This window comes from Novosphingobium sp. 1529 (assembly GCF_040544855.1).
GTDB classification, from domain to species: Bacteria; Pseudomonadota; Alphaproteobacteria; order Sphingomonadales; family Sphingomonadaceae; genus Novosphingobium; species Novosphingobium capsulatum.
Map to the genome: position 1 here is coordinate 72,316 of NZ_JBEPKW010000003.1, position 19,991 is coordinate 92,306.

Below are 19,991 nucleotides of genomic sequence, written 5' to 3' on the forward strand. Positions count from 1 at the left end.
AGGACGGATTGCGATGTCAACCGATACCCACCTCGCCGGCCTGTCCGGAACCATCGTGCATGACGAGATCGTGCCCGCCCGCGCCCCCTGGCTCTATCATGTCGCCAAGGGGCAGACGCTGCGCATCGTCGATCTGGAGGGCAACCAGGCGGTCGATTTCCTGCTCTACAGCGCGGCCGACGATGCCGAACGCTATTCCGCGCAGGATACCGTGGCGGCGCAGGGCAACCTGTTCCTGCGCGCGGGCACCACGCTGTTGTCCAACGAAGGGCGCCCGATGATGACCATCGCGGCCAGCGCGGTGGACTATCACGATACGATTGGCGGGGCCTGTTCCTGTGAATCCAACACCTTGCGTTATGGTCATCATACCAAGTGGCAACATGCCTGTGTCGAAAACTTCCTGGAGGCCAACCTGTGGGAAGGGCGCGGCAAGCGTGACATCGTGTCGAACATCAACTTCTTCATGAACGTGCCGGTGGAGGCCGATGGCGCGCTGGGCATCGTCGACGGGATTTCCGCGCCGGGCCTGACGGTGGACCTCAAGGCCGAGATGGACGTGGTGGTCGTCGTGTCCAATTGCCCGCAGATCAACAACCCGTGCAACGCGTTCAATCCCACCCCCGTGCGCATGATCGTGGCGGCATGATGTTCGATACCGTCCTCATCGCCAATCGCGGGGCGATTGCCACCCGGATCATCCGCACCCTGCGCCAGATGGGCCTGCGCTCTGTCGCGGTCTATTCCGAGGCGGACGAGGGATCGGCCCATGTCGCCCTGGCGGACGAGGCCGTGTGCATCGGCCCGGCACGCGCCAGCGAAAGCTATCTCAATATCCCGGCGATCATCGCCGCGGCCAAGCAGACCGGCGCCGGCGCGATCCACCCCGGCTATGGCTTCCTGGCCGAAAACGTCGAATTTGCCGATGCCTGCGCGGCAGAGGGGATCGTCTTCATCGGCCCCACCCCCGACAATATCCGCACGTTTGGCCTCAAGCACAGCGCGCGCGAACTGGCCAAGGCCCATGGCGTGCCGCTGGCGCCGGGCAGCGACCTGCTGACCAGCGAGGACGAAGCGGTGGAGGCGGCGGCGGCCATCGGCTATCCCATCATGCTCAAGGCCACGGCCGGCGGTGGCGGCATCGGCATGCGCGTGTGCGAGACCGAGGCCGACGTGCGCGAGGGCTTTGCCACCGTGGCGCGCCTGGGGCAGAGCAATTTCGGCGACGCCGGCGTGTTCCTGGAACGCTATGTGCGCCGCGCCCGCCATGTCGAAGTGCAGATCTTTGGCGATGGCGCGGGGCGCATCGTCGCCCTGGGGGAGCGCGATTGCTCGCTGCAACGCCGCAACCAGAAGGTGGTGGAGGAAGCCCCCGCGCCGCTGCTGCCCGAAAGCGTCCGCGCCGATCTCTATGCCGCCGCCATCCGCCTGGGCGAGGCGGCGCGCTACCGCTCGGCCGGGACGGTAGAATTTCTCTACGATGCCGATCGTAAGGAGTTCTTTTTCCTGGAAATGAACACCCGGCTTCAGGTCGAACACGGCGTGACCGAAGAGGTTATGGGCATCGACCTGGTCGCATGGATGGTGCGCGGCGGCGCGGGTGACTTCACGTTTCTGGACAGCGCGCCCACCACGCCGTCGGGCCATTCGGTGCAAGTGCGCCTCTATGCCGAGGATCCCGCGCTGGACTACCGACCAACCTCCGGCACGCTGACAGCGGTGGAATTTCCCGCCGATATCCGCACCGAAACCTGGGTGGTCGCGGGCACCGAAGTGAGCGCATGGTACGATCCCATGCTGGCCAAGCTGATCGTGCATGCCCCCACGCGCGAGGCGGCGGTGGCAGCGATGCAGCAGGCGCTGGCCGCCACGCGCATCGACGGCATCGAAACCAACCTGCGCTGGCTGCGCCAGGTGGTGGCGAGCCCCGCGTTTACCAGCGGCGAGGTTTCCACCCGCGTGCTCGACACGATCAGCTTCGTGCCCGCCAGCCTGCGCGTGATCGCCGGCGGCACGGCCACCACGGTGCAGGACTGGCCCGGCCGCCAGCATCTGTGGGCCGTGGGCGTGCCGCCGTCGGGGCCGATGGACGATCAATCGTTCCGCCTGGGCAACCGCCTGCTCGGCAATCCCGAAGGCATGGCTGGCCTCGAAATGACGCACACCGGGCCCACCCTGGCGTTCACCGCGCCGGCGCGCATCTGCCTGACCGGGGCCGATTTTGGCGCGACGCTCGATGGCGTGGCGGTGCCGCTGGGCGAAGTTATTGCCGTGGCTGCGGGGCAAACCCTGGCCACCGGACGCACGCGGGGCGGCGGCATGCGCGGCTATCTGCTGATCGGCGGTGGTCTCGATATCGCGCCCTACCTGGGCAGCCGCGCCACGTTCGAACTGGGCCAGTTCGGCGGCCATGCCGCGCGGCGCCTGGTGGCGGGCGATGTGCTGCACCTGGGCGACGAGGAAACCGCTGCGCCACTTCCCGCCGTGGCTTTGCCCGCGATGGGCAGCGAATGGACGCTGCGCGTGCTCTATGGCCCGCACGGCGCTCCCGATTTCTTCACCGATGAAGACATCGCCATGGTGGTCGGCGCCGATTGGCAGGTGCACTACAACTCCAACCGCACCGGGGTGCGCCTGATCGGCCCCAAGCCGCAATGGGCGCGCGCCGATGGGGGCGAAGCCGGACTGCATCCCTCGAATATCCACGACAATCCTTATGCCATCGGCGCGGTGGATTTCACCGGCGACATGCCGATCATCCTTGGCCCCGATGGCCCGTCGCTGGGCGGGTTCGTCTGCCCGTTCGTGGTGATCGCGGCCGATCGCTGGAAGATCGGGCAACTCGTGCCGGGCGATCGCCTGCGCTTCGTGCCCGTGTCCATCGCCGATGCGCAGGCCGCCGATGCGGCGCAACGCGCGCTGGTGGCAGACGGCACGCCGCCGGCGCCGCGCCCCGCGCGCGAGATCGAGACGCTTTCGCCGATCCTGGCGGAGATCGCCGGGCACGGCACGCGCCCGCGCACGGTCTATCGCCAGCAGGGTGATCGCAATATCCTGGTCGAATACGGCCCGATCACGCTGGATATCGAGTTGCGCATCCGCGTGCATGCCTTGATGACCGAGCTGGAACGCATGGCGTTGCCCGGTGTGATCGACGTTGTGCCGGGCATCCGCTCACTGCAGGTCCATTTCGACGGGCAAAGCCTCGATCAGCAGGCCATGCTCGCCGCGCTGGTGGAGGCGGAGGAGCGCCTGGGCGATCTGGAAGATTTCACCATCCCCTCGCGCATCGTCCACCTGCCGTTGAGCTGGCGCGACCCCGCCACGCTGGAAACCATCCAGAAGTACATGGGCGCGGTGCGCGACGATGCGCCTTGGTGCCCCGACAACATCGAGTTCATCCGTCGCGTCAACGGCTTGCCCGATGCCGCCGCGGTGGAGAACCTGATCTTCGAGGCTAACTACCTCGTCATGGGCCTGGGTGACGTGTACCTGGGCGCGCCGGTGGCCACCCCGGTCGATCCACGCCACCGCCTGGTTACCACCAAGTACAACCCCGCCCGCACCTGGACCCCGCCCAATGTGGTTGGCATCGGCGGCGCCTATATGTGCATCTATGGCATGGAGGGGCCGGGCGGATACCAGCTGTTTGGCCGCACCATCCAGGTGTGGAACACCCACCGCCAGACCGACGCCTTTATCGAGGGCAAGCCCTGGCTGCTGCGCTTCTTCGACCAGATCCGGTTCTATCCGGTGAGCGCCGATGAACTGGTGGAATGGCGCCGCGACTTTCCCACTGGGCGCCGGTCGATCCAGATCGAGCCATCGGAGTTTCGCCTCGCCGATTACCGCCAGTTCCTGGCCGACAATGCCGCTGAAATCGCCGCGTTCGAAGCCCAGCGCGTGGCCGCTTTCGACGCGGAACGCGCCGATTGGCAGCGCCGTGGCGAGTTCGACCGCGTGACGGACCTGGCCGATGCCGATGCCCCCGTGGCCGGCAGCGTGGACGTGCCCGATGGCGCCGATCTGGTGGAAGCGCCCTTTGGCGGCAGCGTGTGGAAGCTGCTCGTCGCCGAAGGAGACGAGGTCAAGGCTGGCGATACCATCGCCGTGCTGGAGGCAATGAAGATGGAGTGCGCGGTGGAAAGCCCCGGCAGCGGCGTGGTCGCCGCGCTCTACATGCAGGAGAAGCAGGCCCTGCAACCCGGCGCGCCGATGCTCGCCCTGCGCCGGCACGCGGCATGAGCGGGCCGGCGCCGCGCCTATCGGCCGCCGCCCTCGCCCAGGCGGTTGGCAGCGGGCGAACCACAGCGCTCGCTGCGATGGAACAGGCACTGGCGCGCATTGCCGCCTATGATGCCGTGCAGCCGCAGATCTGGATCAGCCGCCCGGCCGATGCCGCCCTGCTGGACGCTGCCCGCGCCGTCGATGCGCGCGTGGCGGCGGGCGAACACCTGCCGCTGGCCGGCGTGCCCTTTGCGGTGAAAGACAATATCGACGTGGCGGGGCTCGATACCACCGCCGCCTGCCCCGCCTTTGCCTATAGCCCGTCAGGATCGGCTACGGTGGTGGCGCGGCTTGAGGCGGCCGGCGCGATCTGCGTCGGCAAGACCAACCTCGATCAGTTTGCTACCGGCCTGGTTGGCACGCGCAGCCCCTATGGCATTCCGCGCAATGCCAGCAACCTGGCCTATGTCTCGGGCGGGTCCAGTTCGGGCTCGTCGATCGCGGTGGCCGCTGGCTTGGTACCGTTCGCGCTCGGCACCGATACCGCCGGATCGGGCCGCGTGCCCGCCGCGTTCAACCATCTGATCGGCATGAAGCCCAGCAAGGGCCGCTGGTCCACATCTGGCCTGGTGCCTGCCTGCCGCTCGCTCGATTGCATTTCGGTTTTCACCGGCGATACCGCCGATGCCCGGCTGATCGATCATGTTGTCGCTGGCTATGACGCCGCCGATCCCTGGTCGAAATCGCTGGCCGACAAGCCGATCGCCGGCCGCGTGATCGGCGTGCCCAAACGCGCACAGCGCCAGTGGTTTGGTGACGCGGAATCCGAATATTTCTATGATCGCGCGCTGGCCCAGCTGGCCGAAATCGGCACCTTGGTTGAAATCGATTATGCCCCGCTGCAAGAGGCGGCGCTTCTGCTCTATGGCGGGCCGTGGGTGGCGGAACGCACCGCCGCGCTGGCGCCGCTGCTGGCCAGCAACCCCGGCGCGATCGATCCCACCGTGCGCGCCGTGGTCGAACCCGGCCTGGAAAAAAGCGCGGTCGAGCTGTTCAACGGCATCTATCGCCTGGCCGAATTGAAACGCCATGCCGACCAGCTGTGGGACGAGATCGACGCACTGGCGTTCCCCACCACCGGCACGGCCTATCGCGTCGCCGAATTGCAGGCCGCGCCCATCGCGCTCAACAGCAACCTTGGCGCCTATACCAACTTCGTCAATCTGCTGGACATGGCTGCGCTCGCCGTGCCGGCCGGGGTGCGCCACAACGCCACCGGTTTTGGCATCACGCTGATCGGCCCGGCCGACAGCGACCGCGCGCTGCTCGATCTGGCCGATGCCTATCTTTCCGTGGCCCAGCTGCCACCCCCACCCCCGCTCGATCTGGAGGGCAAGATGCAGACCGTGAAACTCGCCGTGGTTGGCGCTCATTTGAAGGACATGCCGCTGCACTGGCAGCTGACCAGCCGCAACGCCACGTTCGTGGAAGCAACCACCACCGCGCCCAGCTATCGCCTCTATGCCATGGCCGACAGCGTGCCGCCCAAGCCCGCGCTGATCCATGCCGGAGACGAAGGCGCGGCGATTGCGGTGGAAGTCTACGAACTGGGCGTGGCCGAGTTCGGCAGCTTCACCGTCGAAGTGCCCGCGCCGCTGGCGATCGGCACGGTGACCCTGGCCGATGGCAGCAGCGTCAAAGGCTTCGTCGCCGAACCACGCGCGATCACTGGCGCGCAAGACATTACCGACCTCGGTGGCTGGCGCGCCTTCATTGCGCAGAAGGCCTGACCACCATCATATTTCGTCACCCCGGGCTTGATCCGGGGTCCCGCTTCCTTTGAGCGGCGGGAGAGGAAGCAAGCTGGACCCCGGATCAAGTCCGGGGTGACGAAGAGGAGGAAAGCCGATGAAGCGCTTTGTTGCCGCCACGCTCTTGGCGCTCGCCCCATTTGCGGCCCCAATTGCCGCCCACGCCGCTCCCAAGCCCAAGGTTATCGCCGTGCCCGGCTTTGCCGATTTTCTTGCGGTTGACGGCGACACCGTCTGGGCGACCAATCGCGGCCGGGTGGAGCAATGGTCACTCACCGGCATGAAAGCGACAGTGCCGCTGGCCCATCCGTGCGGCGGGATGGCTGTTGCCGATGGCGCACTGTGGGTGGCCAATTGCGCCGATCGCACCGTCAACCGCATCGACACCGCCACCGGCAAGCTTGTCGCCACGATTGCCAGCGGCATCGCCAACGACAAGGAAGGCGAACTCAATGTCGTGGCGGGCGCGGGCTCGATCTGGGTGGCGAGCGATGCCAAGGGCGTGGTCTCGCGCATCGATCCGGCGACCAACACGGTGGTTGCAACCGTCACGGTCGATCCCGGCAGCTGGTACATGGCCGCTGGCGAAGGCGCGATCTGGGTGGTCAGCGCCGCACAGCAAAGCCTGCAGCGCATCGATCCGGCCACCAACACCGTCACCGCGCGCACCCCGCTGGGCAAGGCGCCGGGTTTCCTGGCGGCCGGCGAAGGCAGCGTCTGGGTGCAGGAACAGGGCGATGGCACCCTGGCGCGTATCGACCCGAAGACCGGCGCGCTGCTCGGCCGGGTAAAGGTGGGCGAAAATCTCAAGTGGGGGGATATCGATACCGGCGCCGGCAAGGTGTGGCTGCGCACCACCGATGATCAGGTCTTTGCCGTGATCGACGCCCAGACCATGGTGATCGACGCGCGCGTGGGCAAGCCCGCTGGCAGTGGCGGCCTGCGCTTTGCCCCGGCAGGAATCTGGACATCGGCGCATGATGCCCACACGCTGACATGGTGGCCCAAGCCGCGCAGGTATGGGAAGTAAGCGTTAGGGTTCCACCACCCCCCGACCCCCTCCTCTGAAGAGGAGGGGGTTTGGGGTTGGTGGAAACCACGCACCAACATCACTCCGTCACCCACCCCCCAGCCGTCGCCACATAAAGCCGCGCGACATTGAGGAACTGCTGCGCGCGCGCCTGCACCAGCGCGGTGCTGGCGCGCTGCCAGGTGCGCTGGCTGTCGATCACCTGCAACACGCCGCTGTTGCCCACGTCAAAGCTCTTGCGCGACAGCGTGCGCGCACGGTCTGCCACGTTCAGCGCATCCTGCTGCATCGCCAGGCCTTGCGCATCGTTGTCGAGCGCGTGGAGCAGTTCGGCCACTTGGGCAAAGGCGGTGAGGACGGTCTGGCGATAGGTGTGGTCGGCCGCCCGCGCCCGCGCCACGGCCGCCTCGCGCTGCGCCTTGAGCGTGCCGCCATGAAAGATCGGCGCAGTCAGCCCGGCGAAGATATCATATCCGCGAAAGGCATTGGCGGTAAGATCGCCCAGCCCCGGCGCCCCTTGTTCCAGCGTCGCGCCCAGGGTGATGTTGGGATAGAGCCGCGCGGTGGCCACCCCAATCTCGGCCGTCGCGGCATGCAACTGCGCCTCGGCCGCGAGGATATCGGGCCGCTTGTGCACCAGCGCCGATGGCAGCGAGACCGGCACTTGCGCGGGCAGGGCAAACTGTTCCAGCGTGAAATCGGTCTTCCCCAGCGTATCGGGCGTCATGCCCAACAGCGTGGCGAGCATCGCCCGCGCCTGGGCCAGTTGCTGCTGCAAAGCAGGCAAGGCCGGCCGGTCTGCGGCAAGCTGGGCCTGCGCGCTCAGGACTTCTACCGCCGTGCCCTCGCCGCCCTGCTGCCGCTTTTGCATGAGGTCGAGATTGCGCGCGTCATCGCTGAGCAGCGCCTGCTGCGCGGCCATCTGGCTGCGGATTGCAGCGATGGTCAGCACCTGGTTCACCACCTGGCCGGCCAGTGCCAGATGCGCGGCCTCGGTCTGGCGCTGCTGCGCCAGGGCCAGTGCGCCGCTCTGTTCAGCCTGGCGCTTGAGGCCACCGAACAGATCGAGGTCATAGCTGACGCCGCCGCCCACCGAATAGAGATGGAAATCGGGATTGCCATCCAGCCCCAGCGCGGGTGAGGCGCCAAATCCGAAGGCCGCCAGGTTCACCTGCTGCTGTTCGGCGCGGGCATTGGCATCGATCTGCGGCGCGCGGCGGCCCAGCACGGCGCGCCATTGCGCCTGCGCCGCTGCCAATGTCGCATCGCTGGCGGCCAGGCTCTCGTTATGGGCCAGCGCCTGATCGACCAGCTGATCGAGCGCATCCGAACCAAACGCGCGCCACCATTGCGCCTGCGGCCCTTCGCCCAGGCTGGCCTGCGGCGGGGCGCCGGCGGCAGGCGCGACATCGTCGGCCGCGCGATAGGCGGTGGCCACAGGGGCGGCCGGGCGATGGAAATCGGGGCCGACCGTGCATCCGGCAACCAGTGCAGCCGGGAAGAAAGCCAACGGAACAAGGCATCGTCTGGCGCGCATCGGTCAATCCATGTGCAGATGAAGATCGTCACCATCCCGGCTGCGGCGTGGCCCGCGCAGGAACAGCAGCAGCGGAATGGCCAGCAGCGTGACCAGGAACAGCGCCCAGAACGCATCGATATAGCCGACCATGGCCGCCTGGTTGGTGATTGCTGCGTTGATCCGCGCCACTTGGTCCGGCGCGTGGAAATCCAGGCCCGGCGCCGTCCAGGGCAGCACGGGATTGTCGGGCCGCACCCCTTCGACCAGGCGGGCATGCACTGTGGCGGTGTTGCGCACGGTCATCGCCTGCAGCACCGAAATGCCGATGGCCGAGCCGATGTTGCGGATCAGCGTGAACATCGCCGCGCCTTCGTTGCGGAACCGGGGATCGAGCGTGGCAAACGTGATGGTGGACAGCGGCACAAAGATCATGCCGGTCCCCAGACCCTGGATGAAGCCCGACCAGATCATCAGGCTTTCATCCATGCCCAGCGAAAACGCGCTCATCCGATACATCGACCAGGCGCTCAGGATAAACCCGATCAGGATCAGCAGCCGCGCATCGACACGCTTGATCAGCCGCCCGGCCAGCATCATCGCGATCAGCGAACCCACCCCGCGCGGCGCGGTGACGAGGCCGGTCAGCACCACCGGATAGTGCATCAGCCCTTCCAGCATGGGCGGCAGCACGGCGAGCACCGAAAAGATCAGCACGCCCAGGAAAAAACCGAAGATCGAACCCAGCGTGAAATTGCGGTTGGCAAACAAGGCCAGATCGATGAACGGGCGCCGCGCTGTCAGGATGTGCACCACGAACAGATAGGCAAAGAGCAGCGCGAGCATGGCCTCGACCACGATCTCGGTGGCGCTGAACCAGTCCTTGGTCTGTCCGCGATCAAGCATCAGTTGCAGCGAACCTACCGCCAGGCCCAGCATGGCAAAGCCGAACAGGTCGAGCCGGGTCTGCGTACGTTGCGGGCTTTCCTTGAGGAACAGCGACAAGCCGGCAAAGGCCAGCGCGCCGATCGGCAGGTTGATGAAAAACACCCATCGCCACGTCAGGTTATCGGTCAGCCAGCCGCCCAGCGCCGGGCCCACGATCGGCCCCAGCACCGCGCCCATCGACCACACCGACATAGCCGGGCCATGGCGTTCCGGCTGGTTGATATCGAGCAGGATGGCCTGGCTCATCGGCACCAGCGCCGCGCCGAACACGCCCTGCAACAGGCGGAATCCCACGATTTCGGTAAGATTGGTGGCCATGCCACACAGGCCCGAGGCGATGGTGAACCCCACGATCGACCACAGCATCAGCCGCCGCCGGCCAAACCGTCCGGCCAGCCACCCGGTCAGCGGCGTACAGATCGCGGCGGCGACGATGTACGATGTCAGCACCCAGGTGATCTCGTCGGCCGAGGCCGAGACGCTGCCCTGGATATGCGGCAGGGCGACGTTGGCGATCGTGCTGTCGAGCGAGTTCATCACCGTGGCGGCCATGACCGAGGCGGTGACCATGCGCCGCACCCCGGCCGGCGGATAGCCCGCGGTCATCGCCGTGGTCATGGGCGCGCGGCCTGCCCGCTGCCGGCACCCCTGGTATCGACCGTCACTTCCGCGCTCAAACCGGCATGGAGCGGCACCCCGGCCGGCGGGTTCTCGATCTCGAACTCCACCGGCAGGCGCTGCACAACCTTGACCCAGTTGCCCGTGGCGTTTTCGGCCGGCAGCAGGGCAAAGCTGTTGCCCGTGCCAGGGCTGAAACTGGCCAGGCGCGCGCGCAGGTGGAGCGACGGAAAGGCATCGAGCCGCACAGTCGCCCGCTGCCCGATGCGCATCTGATCAAGCTGGTTTTCCTTGAAATTCGCCTCGATCCACAGATGCGTGCCGGCCAGGGTGAACACCGGCTTGGCCGCCGTGACATAGCTGCCCACCTGCAATTGCGGCACCTTGGTCACCACGCCATCCTGCGCGGCGCGCACCACCGTGTAAGACAGGTTGAGCCGCGCCTGATCGAGGGCCGCCTGCGCGCGGCGGACGGCAGGTTGGTCGGCGATCGGCGCATCGACCTTGCCCGAAAGGCCGGCGGCAAGGCTGGCATTGTGCTGCTGCGCGGCGACCACGGCGGCGCGCGCGGTGCGCTCGGCCAGCACCGCCTGATCGGCCTGGTTCTGCGAGGAAATGCTCTGCGCCAGCAAGGCCTTCTGCCGCGCCGCCTCGCGCATGGCGTAGTCCAGCTGGGCGCGCGCCGTCGTCAGTTCCGATTGGCCTTGGGCATAGGTGGCGCGCTGCGCCTCTACCTGGGTGCGGGCATTGGCCAGGTCGGCCTCGGCCGCCGCCACGGCCACCTGGAACGGCGCGGGATCGATGCGGAACAGCACGTCGCGTTTCTTGACGCGGCTGTTTTCGTGCACCTCCACCGCGATCACCGGCCCGCTGACATTGGCGCTGACGGCGACAAGGCCGGCCTGGATATAGGCGTTGTCGGTGGTTTCGTGCCCCTGGCTGCCCAGATAGAGCCAGGTTCCCACCGCCGCAGCGATTACCACCCCGCCGACCAACAGGGGCAGGCGCCACCGCTGCCGCCGTGCCGGCGGTGCCGGATCTGCCACCACGTTGGCGTTCGGGCCACTGCCCGCCACATCATCTCGTGCCATTCTTTTGCCCACATCGCGCCCCGGCGCGCAAAGACGCCGTTTCGGGGTTCTCGTATCGCTGCATGCCCATAAGTCGAATGATTATTTGGCGATTTAGATATAAGCAGTGTGCATGATGGCTCTCGATCTCAACCTGCTGCGCGTGTTCGATGCGCTGATGGAAACCCGCAGCGTCACCCGCGCCGCGCGCCAACTCGGGCTTACGCAGCCTGCGGTCAGCCATGCCCTGGCACGCCTGCGCCGCGCGATGGACGATCCGCTGTTCCGGCGTCAGCAAAGCGGCTTGCAACCCACTGCGCGCGCAGAGGAAATTGCCGGCGGCGTGCGGCGCGGCCTGGTCCAGTTCCAGGCCGCCCTGGCCCCCACGGCGTTCGAACCGGCGCGCGCCGATCGCACGTTCACCTTGGCGGCCAGCCCCTATTTCTGCCACCTGATGGTGCCGGCCCTGGTGGCGCATGTGCGGCAGGTCGCGCCCGGCGTCAGCCTGCGGATCGTCCCTTCCGGAGAGGCGGTGGTCACCCTGCTGGACCATGGCACGGCTGATCTGGCCCTGGGCGCCGCGATGAGCCTGCCCGAACGGATCGTGGTCGAACCGTTTTACGAAGAACAGATGGTGTGGATCGCCGCGCCGGATAATCCCGTGGTGACCCAGCGCCTGCCACTGGCCGCGATCGATCCCGCCGCACGGATCACCATTACGCCCGGCGGCCCGGCGCCGCTGCCGGGCTTTCCCGCCGGGATAGGCGCCACGGCGCAGGCGGATCTGGGCGATTGGCGCACCAGCCCCACCGTACCCAGCCGCATCACCGTCTATGAATCGCAGACCGCCGTGGCCCTGGTGGCGCGCACCGATCTGGTCGCCCGCGTTTCCGCGCGCATCGCAGCGCCGGCGGTGGCGCGCGGCGATGTCGTCGTGCTCGATGGAGTGGATGAGGAAGTGCGCATTCCCATCGCGCTGATCTGGCATGCCCGCCAGCGCGCAGACCAGGGCCTGGCCTGGCTGCGCGCGACGATCCGCGCCTTATAGCTTAGACCAGGCGCTCCACGATGGTGACGTTTGCCACCCCGCCCCCTTCGCACATGGTCTGCAGGCCATAGCGGCCACCCGTGGCCGACAGGGCGTGCAACAGCGTGGTCATCAGCTTGGTGCCCGATGCCCCCAGCGGATGGCCCAGGGCAATCGCGCCGCCGCGCACGTTGAGGCGCGCCGGATCGGCCCCGAGCGCGGCCAGCCAGGCCATCGGGATGGAGGCAAACGCCTCGTTCACCTCGAACAGGTCGATATCGCCCAGCGCCATGCCGGCGCGTTGCAGCGCGCGGCGCGTGGCCGGGATCGGTTCTTCCAGCATGATCACCGGATCGCCGGCGGTCACCGTCAGGTTGACGATCCGCGCGATAGGCGAAAGGTTGTAGCGCTTGAGCGCCGCCTCGCTCGCCACCAGCACACCCGATGCGCCATCGGTCATCTGGCTGGCATTGCCCGCCGTGAGCGAGCCGCCTTCGATCAGCGGCTTGAGGCTGGCCAGCGCATCCAGCGAGGCATCGGCGCGGACGCCTTCATCGCGTGCAAACGGACCGTCTGCCGTCATCACCGGCACGATTTCAGCGTCGAAATGCCCTGCCGCGATCGCTGCAGCGGCCCTCTCGTGGCTGGCCAGGGCATAGGCGTCCATCGCCTCGCGGCTGAAGCCATACTTGTCGGCAATCGCCTGGGCGCCATGGAACTGGTTGAAGGCCGGCACGCCAAAGCGGCTCTGCACCGTTTCCGGCCAGGGGCCCTGGCCCAGCCCCGCCGCTGTGTGCAGCGCCACGTTCGACCCCATCGGCACGCGCGTCATGCTTTCCACGCCGGCGGCGATGACCACGTCCTGGGTTCCGCTCATCACCGCCTGCGCGGCAAAGTGCAGTGCCTGTTGCGACGATCCGCACTGGCGATCGATCGTCACGCCCGGCACCGATTGCGGCAGATTGGATGCCAGCACCACGTTGCGGCCCAGGGCCGAACCCTGCTCGCCCGCCTGGGTAACGCAGCCCAGGATCACGTCATCCACGCCGGCCGGGTCCATCCCCGCGCGCGCGATCAGGGCATTGAGCACCACGGCGCCAAGATCGGCCGGATGCACGCCAGACAGCGCGCCCTTGCGCCGGCCGCCGGCAGTGCGCGCGGCGGCCACGATATAGGCTTCAGGCATAAGTCATCTGTCCTTGTTGCTCGGGAAAAGGCACGCCGCCACTCAGCGCGGCGCCATGCGGATGCCGCCATCGAGGCGCACATCCTCACCATTGAAATAGCTGTTTTCGATCAGCCCGATCGCCGCCGCGGCGTATTCGGCCGGCATGCCAAAGCGCTTGGGAAACGGCACCGATGCCGCCAGCGTTTCCTTCACCGCGTCGGGCGCGGCATTCATCAGCGGGGTATCGAAAATGCCCGGCAGGATAGTGTTGATCCGCACGCCATCGCCCATAAGATCGCGTGCAATGGGTAGGGTCATGCCGACGATGCCACCCTTGGAAGCCGAATAGGCGGCCTGGCCCACCTGGCCATCCTCGGCCGCGACCGAGGCGGTCATCACGATTGCGCCGCGCTCGCCATCCTCGCCAGGTTCCAGCGTCAGCATGCCGGCTGCCGCCTTGGCCACGCAGCGGAACGTGCCGACCAGGTTGACCTGGATAACCGAATTGAACGCATCGAGCGGGAAATGCCCGATCGTGCCATCCTTGCGCGATCGCGCGGCGGTCTTGGCGGGAAAGCCGATGCCGGCGCAGCACACCAGCACGTTTTCCTGGCCGTGCGCCGCGCGCGCAGCGGCAAACCCGGCATCGACCGATGCCTCACTGGTCACGTCAACCTGCGCGAAATGGCCGTCGATTTCTGCCGCCAGGCTGCTGCCCAGGGTTGCATTGAGATCGAACAGCGTCACCTTGGCGCCGCGTGCCGCCAAGGCGCGCGCAGTCGCGGCGCCCAGGCCCGATGCGCCGCCGGTGACCACGGCAACAGTGGATGGTCCAATTTTCATCTGATCGGCTTCCTCTCGATTAGGCGTAAGCGGTAATGCGCTCGATGATGATCGCCGGGGCCATGCCGCCGGCCGCGCACATCGTGGCGAGGCCCAGGCGCTGGCCGGTGCGCTCCAGCTCGTCCAGCAACGTGCCCACCAGGATGGCGCCGGTTGCGCCGATTGGGTGGCCCAGCGCGATCGCCCCGCCGTTGACGTTGACCTTGTCGCGATCGAGCCCCAGGTCGCGGATGACCTTTTCCGGCACCACGGCAAACGCCTCGTTGATTTCCCACAGATCGATGTCCGCCACCCCCAGGCCGGCACGGGCCAGAGCCTTGCGGGCGGCGGGCACCGGGGCATTGAGCATCAGCGTGGGATCATCGCCCGCGTTCACTGCCGCCACCACCCGGGCGCGGGGCACCAGGCCATGACGCTCGCCAAATGCGCGGGAGCCGACCAGTACGGCTGCGGCGCCATCGACCACGCCCGAACTGCTACCGGCGTGATGCACCGGCACGATCTCAAGATCGGGATAGCGCCGCGCGATCTGCCGACGAAAGGTATCGCCGGCCGCGTTATAGGGCATGTCCATCAGGTCGGCGAAGGCGGGCTTGAGCTGTGCCAGGCTTTCGGCCGTGGTCTGCGGGCGGGGGAACTCCTCGTGGTCGAGCACCACCGCCCTGGCGTCGTCGAGCACGGGCACGACCGAGCGGGCAAAGCGCTTTTCGGCGATGGCAATCGCCGCGCGACGCTGGCTTTCAGCGGCAAAGGCATCGAGCGCCTCGCGCGTGATCCCCTCCATGCTGGCGACCGCATCGGCACACACGCCCTGGTGTGATTGCGGATGCCGCTGGTCGAGCCGGTCATTACCCGCCCCCATCATCGTCGGGCCAAGCCCGGCCGCCACTTCGGCCCTTTCGCGATCGGCGGTGAAGCTCATCATTTCGGTGCCGCCGGCGATCACCGCGTCTTCCAGACCGGCCATCACCTGCCCGGCGGCGAGCGCTATGGCGGTGATCCCCCCACCGCAGAACCGATCGAGCGTCATGCCCGAGGTCTGCACGTCCATCCCGGCGTCGAGCAGGGCCATGCGGGCAAGGTCGCCGCCCTGCTTGCCGCGCTGCGAGGAGGTGGACCAGATCACATCGTCGATCACGGCGCCCGCGAGACCGTTGCGGGCGACGAGAGCCTCAAGCACTGTTGCCGCGAGGTGCTGTGGGTGAAGATGGGCGAGTGCGCCCTTGCCCGACTTGCCGATGCCGCGCGGCGTCCGCACCGCGTCAAAGATATACGCATTGCCCATGGCGAGTCGGCCTCCTCTGGCTGCATCGATCTTTATTAATCGATTGATTGGTTTTGTAGAGCGCGTTTTACGCAAACCGCGTCGCTTGTAAACCGCCTTGACGCGCGCATTCGCTCCCGACGCGCGCAGTCGAGGAAAAAAGATCAATTTCTCAGCGGTTCAGTCCTTGCCCGGGCGCAATCCGCGCAGGAACAGGTCGCGCAGCAGCGTGGCGTAGGCCTGCTTGATTCCCACGTCGACCTTGGCCACACCCAGCGTGGTGGGCACCGAATAGGCGGCGAAGAAGATATGATCGGCCGCGCCGACCAGCGCGTAATAGAGCAAGGCCGGATCGACATCGACCATTGTGCCTTCGCGCACGCCCTGGGCCACGATCTGGCGATAGGCGGCCATCATCGGCGTGATGAACATGTCCGACACGCGCGCGCTGGCTTCCGGTCCGCCGGCTTCGACCATGTAATGCACCAGCCGGTTGAGATAGGGCGAACGGTAATAGGCGTTAACGATCCCCTCGACGTGGATCGTCATCTTGCGCTCGGCCGAGACATCCATCGCCACCAGCGCGTCGAGGCCGCTCATTTCCCGTTCGGCCTCGCGCTCCAGCAAGGCCATCAGCAGTCCCTGCTTGTCACCGAAATAATACTTGATCATCGCGGAGTTGACGCCGGATCGCCGCGAGATTTCGCTCAGCGATGCTTCGATCTGGGTGGCTTCGGACAGGATTTCTGCCGTGGCATTGAGCAGCGCGGTGCGTGCCGTCTCGCGCCGGGCGGCACGCAGGGTTCCTTCGCGGGCGATTTCGGATGCCGTCGTCATCCCAGCAGTCATAAACCGATCAATTAACATCGCAAGGGGGGATGCAGACGGGCGCGGCGGAGAATTCTCCGAAGCAGGCGTATTGACACCGCCGTGCGACCGCCGATAGAAGTTAGCCAATCGATCGATTAACTTTGACGAATGGGCGCGCCGGACTTCCTGCCGATCAGACGCCCGCCATACCGAGAGAGGATACCCCATGAGGCTTCAGGTGGTTACCGCGCGACTCGCATTCCTGCTAGGATGTGCATGGTCCCCCGCTTTGGTTCACGCGCAAGCTATGCCTGAGGCGTCGGCCGAAGCCACGCCCGCAGCCGCGCCCGACGACATTATCGTCACCGCGCAGCGGCGCTCGCAGTCGATCCAGACCGTGCCGATCGCGATCACCGCGCTCAGCGGCGACCAGTTGGGCAACAAGGGCGTGACCAATGCCAATCAGCTTGGCCAGATCGTGCCCAACCTGCAGATCAACAGCGCCATGGGCGATACCCAGCCCAACTTTGCGCTGCGCGGGGTCAGCGTGGCCAACGAATATAACCCGAACCAGGTCTCGCCGATTGGCGTCTACATCGACGACGTCAACATGGTGAACCGCGTGGGCCAGGGCGGCGGGCTCTATGATCTTCAGCGCGTGGAAGTGCTGCGCGGGCCACAGGGCACCCTGTTTGGCCGCAATACCACAGGTGGTGCGATCAACTTCATCACCAACACCCCGACGCTGTCGGGCAATCGCGGCTATGCCGAAGCCGGATATGGCAATTTCAACACGTTCAAGGCGCAAGGCGCGCTCGAAACGACGATGGTGGAAGACGAACTCGGCTTCCGCGTGGCCGCCACTTATGAGAAGGGCGACGGCAAGTTCCGCAACATCTATCCCGGCCAGCCCGACGCCGGCTCGGTCGATAGCCTCCAGGTGCGCGGCACGCTGCATATCCGCCCTGGCGCAGGCCCGCTGGATATCGTGATCAAGGCCTATGCCAGCCGCGCCAACGGCACGCAGCAGCCGATCAAGGGTCTTGCCGCCACCGCCGCGCCCGGTTTCTTTGAAATCAACGAAAATCGCATCGGTCAAAACCGCACGCGGCAATACGGCACCTCGGCCAAGATTTCCTACGAACTGTCGCCGCGCCTCTCGTTCACGTCGATCACCGCCATCGGCAATGGCCTGCTCGACGCCGCATTCGATGCCGACGGTTCGCCACTCGATATCCTCGATCTTCAACAGAAGGCCAAGTTCGACCAGTTCAGCGAGGAAGCCCGCTTCAATTACGAAGGCAAGGCGGTCAAGGCCGTGGCCGGCGTGTTCTATGGCTGGGACAAGACCGTCTCTGACAACGGCTTCGATATCGGCAGCGCCATCGCGCCCGGCGTGGACGGTGGGTTCTTCCAGCATTTCCGCCAGGTGCGGCGTACTTATGCGGTGTTCGGGCAGACCGACGTGAACCTGACGCCCAAGCTCGTGGCCACGGTCGGCCTGCGCTACAGCGCCGATCGCTCGGCCTATGACGATGGCTATGCCTATCTCTTCATGGGCGCTTTCGGCGGCACGCGCACGCCGCTGTTCACCACGGTGCCCTGCACCACCGGCGTCGGCACCTGCCCTTATGACGCCAACGCGCGCTATGCCATCAAGGGGCGCAACAACGCGCTCACCGGCCGCGCCGCGCTGACCTATACGTTCGACAGCGGTACGCTGCTCTATGCCAGCTACAACCGCGGCTATCGTTCCGGCGCGTTCAACGGCGGTGGCTACACCAATTCGGCCGGGATTACCTATATCAAGCCGGAATACGTCAACGCCTATGAAATCGGCGCCAAGGGGCGTTTCCTCGATCGCCGGCTGTCCCTCGCCCTCGCCGCCTTCTATTACGATTACCAGAACCAGCAGTTGCAGGATACGCGGCCCGGTCCGGTCTCGTTCCTGCTCAACGCGCCCAAGTCGGAAAGCTATGGCTTCGAAGGCGAGGCGACCTATCGCGCCTCTTCGCGCTTCTCGGTCAATGCGTCGGTCGGCTATCTCCACGCCACCTACAAGGAACTCACGCTTTCCGGCACGAACCTTGCCGGCAACGACCTGCCTTTCGCGCCGCGCTGGACCGCGCAGGGTGGGTTCGACTGGGCACCGTTCGACATTGCCGGCGGGCCGCTGACCTTCTCTCCCAACCTCAACTACGTCAGCCGCCAGTTCTTCTCGCCGTTCAACGCCGTCAACGCCGCTGGCGGTGCGCAGGTCAATTCCGAATTGCAGCAAGGCGCCTACATCAAGGTCAACGGCGCGATCACCTGGACGCGCGGCAACGTCACGCTGCGGGCTTGGGTGCAGAACCTGTTGCAGGAAAAAACCCTGGCCTACGGCCTCGATCTGCGCGGCGCCGGCTTCCCGTTCAACTATCTCGTCCCGGCCCAGCCCCGTACCTATGGCGGGTCGGTTCGTTTCACGTTCTGATCCCGGCACCAGGAGCCTTCATGATCCCTATCGAGACCCGGCCCGCCGCCAGCGACGAACTCGCGCTGTTCCGTGATGCCGTGCGCAAGTTCTTTGCCGCCCACTTGCTGCCCAACCTTGACCGTTGGGAGGAGCAGGGCATTGTCGACCGCGCCTTCTGGCACGCTGCCGGGGAAGCGGGTCTGCTCTGCCCCACCGCGCCCGAGGACCATGGCGGGCTGGGTCTCGATTACCGCTACAACGCCGTCATCGGCGAGGAACTGGCCTATACCGGCAGTTCGGCGGGCCTGGTCCTGCAATCAGACATCGTGCTGGACTACATCGTCCACTATGCGTCCGAGGAACTCAAGGCACGCTGGCTGCCGCGCATGATCACCGGAGAGGCGATCGTCGCCATCGCCATGACCGAGCCGGGCACGGGCAGCGATCTTCAGGGCATCCGCACCACGGCGGTGCGGGATGGCGACGCCTATGTGATCAACGGCAACAAGACCTACATCACCAACGGTCAGCTCGCCGATCTGGTAATCGTGGTGGTCAAGACCGATCCGGCTGCCGGGGGCAAGGGCATTTCCCTGATCCTGGTGGAGGCCGATCGGCCCGGTTTTGCCCGTGGGCGCAATCTCGACAAGATCGGCCAGCACTCGGCCGATACCTCGGAACTGTTCTTCAGCGATGTGCGTGTGCCGGTCGACAACCGGCTGGGCGAGGAAGGCGCCGGCTTTGCCTATCTCATGGCACAATTGCCGCAGGAACGCCTGTCGATCGCCATCAGCGCGCAGGCCCTGGCGCAGCGCGCGTTTGACGAGGCCGTGGCGTTCACCAAGGATCGCAAGGCTTTCGGCAAGACGGTGTTCGATTTCCAGAACACCCGGTTTCAGTTGGCCGCGCTCCAGGCAGAACTGCAAGTGGGCTGGAGCCATATCGACTGGGCGCTGGAACGCCACGTGGCGGGGAAGCTGACCACTGCCGAGGCTTCTGCGGCCAAGCTCTATCACACCGAGTTGCTCGGACGCGTGGCGGACGCGGCGCTGCAATTGCATGGCGGCGCGGGCTACATGAACGAGTATCCGATCGCCCGGATCTGGCGCGATGCGCGCGTGATGCGGATCTATGGCGGCACGTCGGAAATCATGAAGGAAGTGATTGCCCGCAGTCTCTGACGGCTGTTCGGCAATCCGGGAAA

14 protein-coding genes are annotated in these 19,991 nt (G+C 66.4%); 7 read left to right on the forward strand and 7 right to left on the reverse strand.

Annotation, left to right across the window (positions count from 1 at the left end):
* The first annotated feature begins 13 nt into the window (after positions 1 to 13).
* The 4 genes from ABIC78_RS08425 to ABIC78_RS08440 all read left to right on the forward strand — a co-directional run bounded on the left by ABIC78_RS08425 (position 14) and on the right by ABIC78_RS08440 (position 7,068).
* Positions 14 to 649, forward strand: coding sequence for an urea amidolyase associated protein UAAP2 (locus ABIC78_RS08425; protein ID WP_062783879.1), 636 nt, complete (start codon positions 14 to 16; stop codon positions 647 to 649).
* Positions 646 to 4,245: an urea carboxylase gene (uca, locus tag ABIC78_RS08430; protein WP_354488932.1), complete on the forward strand. Its 3,600-nt coding sequence runs from the start codon at positions 646 to 648 to the stop codon at positions 4,243 to 4,245. The genes ABIC78_RS08425 and uca overlap by 4 nt, the downstream gene beginning before the upstream one ends.
* The gene (atzF, locus tag ABIC78_RS08435) at positions 4,242 to 6,017 is read left to right on the forward strand and encodes an allophanate hydrolase (protein ID WP_354488934.1); all 1,776 of its coding nucleotides are present in this window, start codon (positions 4,242 to 4,244) and stop codon (positions 6,015 to 6,017) included. The genes uca and atzF overlap by 4 nt, the downstream gene beginning before the upstream one ends.
* Before the next feature lie 118 nt (positions 6,018 to 6,135).
* Positions 6,136 to 7,068, forward strand: coding sequence for a Vgb family protein (locus ABIC78_RS08440; protein WP_354488936.1), 933 nt, complete (start codon positions 6,136 to 6,138; stop codon positions 7,066 to 7,068).
* A 79-nt stretch (positions 7,069 to 7,147) separates the two neighbouring features.
* On the opposite strand, the gene ABIC78_RS08445 is transcribed toward ABIC78_RS08440, so the two are convergent.
* The 3 genes from ABIC78_RS08445 to ABIC78_RS08455 are packed head-to-tail and all read right to left on the reverse strand — an operon-like array spanning position 7,148 to position 11,241.
* Entirely contained in the window at positions 7,148 to 8,605 is a 1,458-nt protein-coding gene (locus tag ABIC78_RS08445; RefSeq protein WP_354488938.1) for an efflux transporter outer membrane subunit, read from the reverse strand.
* 3 nt (positions 8,606 to 8,608) lie between these two features.
* Entirely contained in the window at positions 8,609 to 10,150 is a 1,542-nt protein-coding gene (locus tag ABIC78_RS08450) for a DHA2 family efflux MFS transporter permease subunit (protein ID WP_354488940.1), read from the reverse strand.
* Positions 10,147 to 11,241, reverse strand: a complete 1,095-nt coding sequence (locus tag ABIC78_RS08455; protein WP_354488942.1) for an HlyD family secretion protein — start codon at positions 11,239 to 11,241, stop codon at positions 10,147 to 10,149. The genes ABIC78_RS08450 and ABIC78_RS08455 overlap by 4 nt, the downstream gene beginning before the upstream one ends.
* Positions 11,242 to 11,353: 112 nt before the next feature.
* Here ABIC78_RS08455 and ABIC78_RS08460 point away from each other — a divergent pair, with 112 nt between their 5' ends.
* A complete protein-coding gene (locus ABIC78_RS08460; protein ID WP_354488944.1) occupies positions 11,354 to 12,268 on the forward strand; it encodes a LysR family transcriptional regulator in 915 nt (304 codons plus the stop codon).
* Between the two features lies 1 nt (position 12,269).
* Here the strand turns inward: ABIC78_RS08460 and ABIC78_RS08465 are convergent, their stop codons facing one another.
* From ABIC78_RS08465 to ABIC78_RS08480, 4 genes are all read right to left on the reverse strand, one after another.
* Entirely contained in the window at positions 12,270 to 13,433 is a 1,164-nt protein-coding gene (locus tag ABIC78_RS08465; protein ID WP_354488946.1) for an acetyl-CoA C-acetyltransferase, read from the reverse strand.
* A 42-nt stretch (positions 13,434 to 13,475) separates the two neighbouring features.
* Complete coding sequence (locus tag ABIC78_RS08470) at positions 13,476 to 14,258, reverse strand: SDR family NAD(P)-dependent oxidoreductase (RefSeq protein WP_354488947.1); 783 nt, start codon at positions 14,256 to 14,258, stop codon at positions 13,476 to 13,478.
* A gap of 19 nt (positions 14,259 to 14,277) precedes the next feature.
* On the reverse strand, positions 14,278 to 15,543 hold the full coding sequence (locus ABIC78_RS08475; protein WP_354488949.1) for an acetyl-CoA C-acetyltransferase: 1,266 nt from the start codon (positions 15,541 to 15,543) through the stop codon (positions 14,278 to 14,280).
* A 159-nt stretch (positions 15,544 to 15,702) separates the two neighbouring features.
* Positions 15,703 to 16,359, reverse strand: coding sequence for a TetR family transcriptional regulator (locus ABIC78_RS08480; protein ID WP_022678574.1), 657 nt, complete (start codon positions 16,357 to 16,359; stop codon positions 15,703 to 15,705).
* Between the two features lie 280 nt (positions 16,360 to 16,639).
* On the opposite strand from ABIC78_RS08480, the gene ABIC78_RS08485 reads away from it, so the two are divergent.
* Positions 16,640 to 18,805 carry a TonB-dependent receptor gene (locus tag ABIC78_RS08485; RefSeq protein WP_354488951.1) on the forward strand — a complete coding sequence of 722 codons (2,166 nt, stop codon included), beginning with the start codon at positions 16,640 to 16,642 and terminating at the stop codon, positions 18,803 to 18,805.
* A 20-nt stretch (positions 18,806 to 18,825) separates the two neighbouring features.
* The gene (locus tag ABIC78_RS08490; protein WP_354488953.1) at positions 18,826 to 19,968 is read left to right on the forward strand and encodes an acyl-CoA dehydrogenase family protein; all 1,143 of its coding nucleotides are present in this window, start codon (positions 18,826 to 18,828) and stop codon (positions 19,966 to 19,968) included.
* Positions 19,969 to 19,991 lie beyond the last annotated feature (23 nt).